This window comes from Oryzihumus sp. (genome assembly GCF_036391795.1).
Taxonomy (GTDB): Bacteria; Actinomycetota; Actinomycetes; order Actinomycetales; family Dermatophilaceae; genus Oryzihumus.
Genome location: NZ_DASVZH010000278.1, coordinates 1 through 4,566 on the forward strand (window position 1 = coordinate 1; position 4,566 = coordinate 4,566).

General features: G+C 75.4%; 2 protein-coding genes. Both read left to right on the forward strand.

Annotated elements, in window-relative coordinates; translation table 11 throughout:
* The coding region (locus VF825_RS17215) for a PD-(D/E)XK nuclease family protein (RefSeq protein WP_331115634.1) at window positions 1–1,645 on the forward strand (1,645 nt) is incomplete at its 5' end.
* Window positions 1,645–4,566: ATP-dependent helicase (locus tag VF825_RS17220; protein WP_331115636.1), on the forward strand; the 2,922-nt coding region annotated here is incomplete at its 3' end. The genes VF825_RS17215 and VF825_RS17220, both read left to right, overlap by 1 nt.

Below are 4,566 nucleotides of genomic sequence, written 5' to 3' on the forward strand. Positions count from 1 at the left end.
CCGGCGCGTCGCCCGCGCGTTCCGGGCCGCGGTCGAGGCGGCCCGCACGGTCGAGGGCGAGGACGGCCGGCTGCGGTGGGCGCCCGGGGTGACCGCCGAGACAGTGCTGTGGGCGATGTGGGACGCCACCGGGCTCGGCCCGCTCTGGCAGCGCATCGCGCTGTCCGGTGGTGCCGGCGGGCAGCGCGCCGACCGCGACCTCGACGCGGTGGTGGGCCTGTTCGACGCGGCCGGGCGCTACGTCGACCGGTTGCCGCAGATGGGCCCGGGGGAGTTCCTCGAGCACATCCGTGGTCAGGACGTGCCCGGGGACACGCTGGTGGCCCGCGCCCCGAGCGACGACACGGTCACGCTGACCACGCCCCAGGGCGCCGCCGGCCGGCAGTGGCGGTTCGTCGTCGTGGCCGGGGTGCAGGAGGGCGTGTGGCCGGACCTGCGCCTGCGCGGCTCGCTGCTCGGCTCCGAGCGGCTGGTCGACGTGCTCACCGGCCGGGGGCAGTCATTCCGAGCGGCGCAGGCGGCGGTCCGCTACGACGAGACCCGCGGGTTCCTCGTCGCGGTCAGCCGGGCCTCCGAACGCCTCCTGGTCACCGCGGTGCGCAGCGAGGACGAGCAGCCCTCGCCCTACCTCGACGTCGTCGACCCGCCGGAGGAGGCCGACGACCGCGACGAGCTGCGCCCCTTCGCCGAGGTCGGGCGGCCGATGACCCTGGCCGCGCTGGTGGCCGAGCTGCGCCGCGAGGTGGTCGTCGCGCAGGACCCCGCCACCCGGCATACCGCGGCCGCGGGCCTGGCCCGGCTGGCCGCCGCGGGCGTGCCGGGAGCCGACCCGACCGCCTGGTGGGCGCTGCTGCCGCTGAGTGACGACCGGCCGCTGCGCGCCCCGGACGACCCGGTCACCGTGTCGCCGTCCAAGATCGAGTCCTTCGGCGACTGCGGGCTGCGCTGGCTGCTCACCGCGTGCGGTGGCGAGGGGCCCAGCGTCGGCGCCGCCACCATCGGCACCCTGGTCCACGACATCGCCGCCGAGCTCGGGGACGTCGACGAGGCCACCCTGGTGCGCGAGGTCGAGGCGCGGTGGGGCCGCCTCGGGCTGCCCGAGGGGTGGCTGAGCCGGCGCCAGCTGGAGGAGGCACGGGCCATGGTCCGCCGGCTGGCCCGCTACACGCCGGAGGCCCGGGCGGAGGGCTGGGAGCCGGTCGGCGTCGAGGTCGCCATGTCCGTGCAGATCGGGCGGGCCCAGCTGACCGGCCGCGTCGACCGGATCGAGCGCGCGCCCACCGGTGAGCTGCGCGTCATCGACCTCAAGACGGGTTCCAGCAAGCCCTCGCGGGACGAGATCGCCCGGCACCCGCAGCTGGGCGCCTACCAGGCCGCGGTCGAGCACGGTGCGTTCCCCGAGCTGGGCGACACCTCCGCCGGCGCGGCGCTCCTGCAGCTCGGCAAGGCGGCCACCCAGAAGACCACGCTGCAGGCGCAGGAGTCGCTCGCCGGCGACGACGAGCCCGGCTGGGCCGACCGGCTGGTCGTCGAGACCGCGGAGGGCATGGCGTCGGCCACCTTCACCGCGACCGTCGGGGAGGGCTGCCAGTTCTGCCCGGTGCGCACCAGCTGCCCGGCCCAGACCGAGGGGAGGGTCATCTGATGGCCGCGACGACGGAGCACTCGGCGCGCGACATCGCCGTGGCCCTGGGCAACCCGCCGCCGACCGAGGAGCAGCGGGCGGTGATCGAGTCGCCGCTGCGGCCGTTGCTGGTCGTCGCCGGTGCCGGGTCCGGCAAGACCGAGACGATGGCCTCGCGTGTCGTCTGGCTGGTGGCCAACGGCTACGTCGAACCCGACCAGGTGCTCGGCCTGACCTTCACCCGCAAGGCCGCCACCGAGCTCGCCGAGCGGATCGGACGACGGCTGCGGCGGCTGCGCCACGTGGGGCTGTGGACACCTGTGGAGGAGCCCGACGGCGCCGAGGTGCTGGGTGGCACGCCGACCGTGTCGACCTACCACTCCTACGCCGGGCGGATCGTGCGCGAGCACGCCCTGCGCCTCGGGATCGAACCGGAGTCGCGGCTGCTGTCCGAGGCGGCCGCGTGGCAGTACGCCAGCGAGGTCGTCGAGCGCTACGACGGGCCGATGGACGACGTCACGTTCGCCACCTCCACGGTGGTCAGCGCGGTGGTCGACCTCGCGGGCGAGATGGCCGAGCACCTGCTGGTGCCCGAGCAGCTCGAGGAGCTCATCGACGCCTTCGAGGCGCGGGTCACCGGGCTGCCCAAGGGCTCCAGCCGGGCCAGGAACCTGCCCGCCCCGGTGGCCGACGCGCTCAAGGCGCTCAAGGCCCGGCGGGCGGTGCTGCCGATGGTCCGGGCCTATCTCGACCTCAAGCGCAGCCGTGACGCCCTGGACTTCGCCGACCAGATGGCCGTGGCCGCCCAGCTTGCGGGGCGGTTCCCCGACGTGGGGCAGGGAGAGCGCCAGCGCTTCCGGGCGGTCCTGCTCGACGAGTTCCAGGACACCAGCGAGGCCCAGCTGGTGCTGCTGCAGAGCCTGTTCGTCCAGTCGGGGGAGCCGGTGCCGGTCACCGCCGTCGGCGACCCCAACCAGTCCATCTACGGCTGGCGCGGGGCGAGCGCCACCACGCTGACCCGGTTCCCCCGGGAGTTCGCCGACGGTGCCGGCCCGGCCACGGTGTTGCCGCTGTCGACCAGCTGGCGCAACGACGCGGCGATCCTCAAGGCGGCCAACGTGACGTCGGCGTCCCTGCGGGAGGAGTCCACCGTCCCGGTCGAGGTGCTCCGGCCCAGGCCGGACGCCGGCGCCGGCCGGCTCCACGCCGCCAGGCTGCTGACCTCCGAGGACGAGGCGGCCTACGTCGCCGAGTGGGTGGCCGCCCGGTGGTTCGACCGGCAGCGCCGGTGGAGCGGCCGCTCGGCCGCGGTGCTGTGCCGCAAGCGCTCACAGTTCACGGCGACCGTCGAGGCGCTCGAGTCCGCCGGCCTGCCGGTCGAGGTGGTCGGCCTCGGTGGACTGCTCACCACGCCTGAGGTGGCCGACACCCTCGCGCTGCTCCACGTGGTGCAGGACCCTTCCCGCGGCGACCACCTCATGCGCCTGCTGACCGGTCCGCTGTGCCGGCTCGGGGCCGCCGACCTCGACGGGCTGGCGGCCTGGTCCCGGGTGCTGCAGCGCCGGCAGGCCGGCTCGAGCGGCGAGGTGCGCGACCAGGCCCCCGACAGCACCGACCGTGCCAGCATCGTCGAGGCCCTTGACGACCTGCCGCGGCCCGACTGGCGTGGCCGGGACGGGCAGGCCATCTCGGACGCGGCGCTGGAGCGGCTGCACGGCCTCGGCGAGGCGGTCCGTCGCCTGCGTTCCCTGACCGGCATGCCGCTGGCCGACCTGGTGGGCGAGGCCGAGCGGGCGCTCGGCCTCGACATCGAGGTCCTCGCCCGGCCCGAGCACTCCCCGACGACCGCGCGGGCCCACCTCGATGCGTTCGCCGACGTCGCCGCCACCTTCTCCACCTCCGCCGACCGGCCCACCCTGGGTGGCTTCCTGGCCTGGCTGGAGGCGGCGCAGAAGGAGGAGCGTGGCCTGGACAAGGGCTACGTCGAGGTCTCGACCCAGGCGGTGCAGGTCCTGACGGTCCACGCGTCCAAGGGGCTCGAGTGGGACGTCGTCGCGGTGCCAGGGCTGGTCGAGGGCTCGTTCCCGGCCCGGTCCAGTGCCACGACCTCCTTCAAGGAGGGCGAGTGGACGATGAGCCCGGCCACCGACAAGGGCTGGTGCGGTGGGCTGTCGGGGGTGCCCTACGACTTGCGGGGTGACCGCGACGGCCTGCCCCGGCTGGGCTGGAGGCGGGCGGAGGACCTCGCCGAGCTCAAGGAGGAGGTCGAGGGCTTCGTGCGGGCCGGTGGCGAGCACGGCATCGCCGAGGAGCGCCGACTGGCCTATGTCGCGTTCACCCGGGCCCGCAGCGAGCTGCTGCTGACCGCGCCCGTGTGGTCGGACGCCACCACCCCGCGGGTGACGTCCCGGTTCCTGACCGAGCTGGTGCAGGACCCCGTGCTGGACCTCGTCGCCCTGCCCTGGGAGGCGATGCCCGAGCCCGACGAGGGCGGCAAGGCGGCCAACCCGCGCAAGACCGAGCCGGTCACCGCGGTGTGGCCCGCCGACCCCCTGGCGCGGCGGCGGGAGCAGATGGGTGGTGCTGCTGATCTGGTCCGCGAGGCCATCGCGGCAGCCGGCGGGGAGACGTCCGGCCCCGGCACGTCCGGGCACGGTTCGGCCGGGGAGGCCACCGCGCTCGACCGCGAGATCGACCTGCTGCTCACCGAGCGGGAGGCCGTGCGCGCCTCGGGTCGCCAGCCGGTCACCGTGCCGCGGCATCTGTCCACCTCCAAGGTGGTCCAGCTCGCCGAGGACCCCCTGGCCTTCGCCCTGGCCCTGCGCCGGCCGATGCCCAGCCCTCCGGCGACCGCCGCCCGGCGGGGCACCGCGTTCCACGCCTGGGTCGAGCAGCACTTCTCCCAGGCGACGATGCTCGACGTGTTCGACCTGCCCGGCAGC